Genomic DNA, 4,662 nt, shown 5'->3' with positions numbered 1-4,662 from the left:
ATGGAATCCCAGTCCTCTGAGAGAATTTTTTCAAGTTCCAGAACATCGGGATGGGTAAGACCGGCAGCCTGCACGGCAAGCTCGTCAGGACCCAATTCCTTGGCTGTATCCTGGGTACCTAAAATATTGTCCAGCCAGTTTTCATTGCCCTGACTGCCGTTGTGGTACCAGATGCGGATTTTATTGCGGTCCAGGCAGTCAATGAGAGGTGCCAGACGCTCCGCATCTTCCTGGGCAAAGATCAGAAAGAGATAGGGATCGTGCCCTTCATAGGGGACGGCTTTGGATATCATGGATGTCATCTCCTTATTCTTCGATCATGAGAAGCTCGGAAATACCGGTCTCATCCATTTCCCGGTATACGGAGGGATTGAAAGAATCTCAGAGGCGGAGGATGAACTGATCCTGCGCGGGGCTGCTCATCCTTTTGCCGCCAACAACCGCGCCCGTTTGCGAAAGCGAGTTTTTTAGCGACGCGTCCATTTCCCGGGCGGTGCGGCGCATGACGGAGAAGAACGCCTCTTTAAGGGACCTTTCAAAAGAACCCAGCTTAAGGGAAAATTCGGCTTCGGGTTTAGTTAAGCGCATGCGGTTTTCCTCTCCAAATAAAGGCAAAGATATTTTTGCGCGCCGCCAAGTTCTATTCTGCCGCAAACCTCATAATAAAGCCCGCCTGTTTTTACGCGAAGACGCCCCTTAGGCAGTTTTACGTATTCCAAATAAAGCGAGTGCGTGGCGTATTGATATTCCGGGGAACTGTAACGCTTTTCGCCGGAGTTTCTGGTCCTTAAACGGCACGGAAGAGCAGTGAAAAGAGTTTGCTTTTCCTCCGTACGCCCGCCGAAACCATCGCAAACGCCCAAAGAAACAAGCTCTATATCGCAGGTTCTGTTAAGAAGGGATTTAAAACTCATAAATTAACCTTCCTGTAACTTTCCAAGAGCAAGGCGGAAGCCGGCGGTATTTGACGCTCGTCGTAATAGCTGACGGAATAATCGCCCAAAGTTTCGCTTTTAAGGCCGCCGGATTCCTGTTCGGACAAAATGGACGCTATCCAACGCCACAAAGCAAGCTGAATATTTTTGGGAACGTCTTCCAGACCTGCGGCTATGCCGGCTTTGTAACTGACCAGCACAACTCCGCGCCAGGGCGAACTTTTTTTAACAAGACCGTTGTACATATCTGCCTTAAGAGATGCGACGTCTAAACTTTCCCCGTTTTGCATTATGGAATTTATCTTGCAGACCGGGTACTGATCAAGCTGAAGATATCGGCTTTTTACGCCGTCAAAATCATGAGGTTCTTCGATTATGTCGCGGGCTATTATATAACGCCCGATATAAACCTCCGCCGCTTGCGTGCAGGATTCCAAAAGCAGGTTCAAAAGCGCGTCTTTGGAAGAATCCGAAGAAGATATGCGGAGATAAGTTTTTAAATTGTCCAAACTGCCGGCGGGCAGGATTGTATCGCTCATAAAAGCTCCTTATAAAGGCGGCGTTTTTAGCGCGCCGCCTTAAAATTGTTTTTTATTTAAAAATCAGGTAGCTGAACGCGCTGCCGAAAGTTACGTCGATAGATAAAGCCTGGGTAAAACGCAGCCAGGTTTGATCCATCATAAAGGCGCTGTCCAAGCCGGAACTTTCGCTGTTCCAAGAGGCGGCGTCCTGCGATACTTTTACCGTAATTTCTTCCCTGGGGGATATTAAAAGATTTTTGTTGAAACGCCCGAAAAACGCTATAGTAGCGTCCCCGCCGCTGAGCGCGCCGGCCTGGGTAACGGTGTTAGGTATTTGGGAGCTTACCACGTAAGGCGTATTCCAAATGGTGGCGGGGCTGCCCATGGAAGGCGGAGCCCAGATATAATTGCCGTTGCTGTCTTTAAGCTTCATAAGTTTGTTGAGGCCGGCCCTTGAAAGCACTATCACGCCGTCTTTGGAGTTGGCTTCGCTGAGGCTGAAAATCAAATTTGCGATATCGTCAAAGCTGACATTATCGCCGGACATTCCCACCTTGTTCGCGCCGCTTGCGTGTAAAACGCCAGTAAAAGGATCGGACGAGCCGCCCAAAAGCGCTACGCGTTCAATTTCCAAAGCCATGGCTTCGGCTACGAGTTCCGAAAGAAACTGCGTAAGATTTATCGCGCTGTCGCGGATAAGTTCGTCAGTACATTTAATGACTGTAGCCAGAACTTTGGCCGTTTGTTCCAACTGGCCGAAAGTGGGATTTGATATGCCTTTTACTCCGTTTTCCGCCACCCAGCCGACTTGAAGATTTGTCATCTGTTTGGGGATTTGCCTTTTCCAGGAAGACATAGGCAAAATATTGGCTATTTGCATTATGGGGCTGGATTCGTTCATCATGCGGATTACCTGTGCCGAAAATTCCGTCGGAACCAAATATCCGCCGCCCGTAGCGCCTGCGGCGCCTTCGCTTAAGACCGATTTGAAATCGTTAAGTACGGAATTGCGGTTCTTGGCGGCCAAAAGAAAGTTCTTCATATTGCCGAATTTGGAACCGTATTCGCTTGTCCATTTTTCTTCGCCGGCGACGGAAGATTTGCGTTTAAAGGCGGAGTATCTTTCCAAAACGTCGCTTTCGCTTGAGGGAAGTACGGCCTTGCTGGCGGAAGGATGAAGGCGGTTGATTACGTCTTCCACCAGTTTTTCGGCTTTTTCTTTGGTAATGCAGGATTCTATTTTGCCGTCGAGGGTCTTCCTGAGTTCTTTAATGGATGTCATTATGTCGTCCATTCGTTTCTCCTGTAAATTGCTTTGAGATTTTGCAGGGTTCAGGCTTTTTTACGTAAAAAGAGCCATCAAACCCTTGCGAGGGTTGACGGCTCTTCCCATTGGCTGATACAAATGTATCAAATTCTTATCTAAATGTCAAACAAAGAAAGTTGAAACCGTTAAGAAAAACATAAAAAAACCGCCGTATGAAAAGCGGCGGTTTTTTAAAGGTTAAACTGATTTATTATAAAGCTTTGCCGGAATTTTCAATAGCCTTTTTTACCTTCGCGGCTTCTTTATATGAGTAAGAGTTTTTATCCGTAGTAGTTAAAATAGCATTAGCTACCTGTAAAGAACCGACGGAAGCCAAACCTTTGCCGTTTACTTTTACTACTGCTTGCAAAATATAATACTTTTCCGCATAATAGTTCTTTGACGCAGAAGGTTTAAAAGATTTGACTTCGGCGACTAAAGCACCAAAAGCTTTTGATTTTGCCATAGAATCATATTTGGTTTTTACAGCTGCCGGAATAGCGGCTAATTCTTCAGCAATAATTTGCTTTTCAGACTTTCTGCCGTTATTATTTTTTGTATCGGCTTCATTTTTCTTTCTTTGCAAAGCCTCTCCCAAAGCCATCATTTTGCCTTCTCTGCCCATTAAATAATAAGGGGCGGACTGAGAGGCTTTCGCCTTTCCGGCGGAAGAAGCCTTCTTTTTTTCGGAGGGAGATTTAACGACGGGTTTTTCGTCTTTTTTATCATCCCCTTTAAGCCATTTCCAAAACATTTCCCCTGCGGCCATGGCTTTGCCTTCTCTTCCCATGTACTCATAACTTTGAGCGGAAGCCAAAGCCGGCGTAAAAGCAAAAAGCGCGGCGGCTATTATTAAAGTTTTTATTTTCATTTTCAGCTCCTCCTAATTTTTTCTTTTTATATATTATCCTATTTTTTGATTTTCATGTTAAGACCTATAAGTCCGTTTTTTAGACCCATATAAAATTAGGACATAAGACCTACTTCCCTTCGATATAACAAAAAAAGCCCGGCATAGGCCGGGCGTAAAGAACATATTTTGATTACTGCTTAATGTGATAATATGTTGGCTTGTAAGAGGAAAGCCAATTCTTTAAAGTTTTTTCCTGTGCGCCGGTAGAAGAAATATGCACTATAAAATCCGCATTGAAATATCGTTTAAATTCACCGGGTATTTTAAAGATAAAATATTTCTTATGCAAGCCGGCGGCGCGCCAAATCAACGCAAAAATCAATATTGCCGGGATTGCCGCAATATTCCCGCACCTGTGAAACAAATCCGTCAAAAGTATACGGGCAAGAATCCTCCGCAAAAGGAAAAACTGGCAAAGCTAAAATAAAAGTGAAATAAAATATTTTTTCATATTTTAAGTATATGTAATTTTATATAAAATTGTCGTTACTACAAAAGTTAATCCATCAGAAATTAGAGGTGCAGCTATAACTCCAATCGCACCAACAAAATGAGTTAAGATAATTAATGAAGGAATTGCAAATACTCCTTGTCTAACTATTCCTAAAAATAAAGCTTCTTTTCCTTTACCAATTGATTGAAGAGCGTACATCTTTTGAACATTGACTGCAATAAATGGAGTGGTTAAGCATGCGATTCTTATAAACTTAGTTCCTAAATTAATAGGGGCAATAATCATATCGTATTCAGCTGAAGTAAAACCAGAAATTAATGGATCTTGTCCATTAACAACCTTAAAATCAAATTCAGCATCATCTAGCAATCCTCCAACTGCCATCAATGGAGTTCCTGAAGGAAGCAATACTTTGTAAGTTTTATTATCTTCTTCACCGCATCCTACTAATAGTAGTAAACCAAAGATTAGTAACATAACTGTAAATAATTTTTTTAAACTTTTCATTTCTTTTTCTCCTTTATGATGATAGC

Annotated in this window: 6 protein-coding genes and 1 pseudogene; all 7 read right to left on the bottom strand. The window is 43.5% G+C overall.

Features of this window, described 5'->3' with window-relative positions; translation table 11 throughout:
* Window positions 1-293: hypothetical protein (locus ACQY26_RS06325; protein WP_428048299.1), on the bottom strand; the 293-nt coding region annotated here is incomplete at its 3' end.
* An 88-nt stretch (window positions 294-381) separates the two neighbouring features.
* Complete coding sequence (locus tag ACQY26_RS06320) at window positions 382-588, bottom strand: hypothetical protein (protein WP_428048298.1); 207 nt, start codon at window positions 586-588, stop codon at window positions 382-384.
* Window positions 579-914, bottom strand: a complete 336-nt coding sequence (locus ACQY26_RS06315; RefSeq protein ID WP_428048297.1) for a hypothetical protein — start codon at window positions 912-914, stop codon at window positions 579-581. The genes ACQY26_RS06320 and ACQY26_RS06315 overlap by 10 nt, the downstream gene beginning before the upstream one ends.
* Complete coding sequence (locus ACQY26_RS06310; protein WP_428048296.1) at window positions 911-1,474, bottom strand: phage head-tail connector protein; 564 nt, start codon at window positions 1,472-1,474, stop codon at window positions 911-913. Before ACQY26_RS06310 ends, ACQY26_RS06315 begins: the two co-directional genes overlap by 4 nt.
* 52 nt (window positions 1,475-1,526) lie before the next feature.
* The gene (locus tag ACQY26_RS06305; protein WP_428048295.1) at window positions 1,527-2,750 is read right to left on the bottom strand and encodes a phage major capsid protein; all 1,224 of its coding nucleotides are present in this window, start codon (window positions 2,748-2,750) and stop codon (window positions 1,527-1,529) included.
* Between the two features lie 223 nt (window positions 2,751-2,973).
* Complete coding sequence (locus ACQY26_RS06300; protein WP_428048294.1) at window positions 2,974-3,633, bottom strand: hypothetical protein; 660 nt, start codon at window positions 3,631-3,633, stop codon at window positions 2,974-2,976.
* 496 nt (window positions 3,634-4,129) lie between these two features.
* Window positions 4,130-4,662, bottom strand: a pseudogene (locus ACQY26_RS06295) (hypothetical protein); the annotation flags it as partial.

It is taken from the genome of Candidatus Proelusimicrobium excrementi, from assembly GCF_937881865.1.
Classification (GTDB): Bacteria; Elusimicrobiota; Elusimicrobia; order Elusimicrobiales; family Elusimicrobiaceae; genus Proelusimicrobium; species Proelusimicrobium excrementi.
Note: the sequence above shows the minus strand (reverse complement) of the source record. Positions and strands in the feature narration are given on the sequence as shown.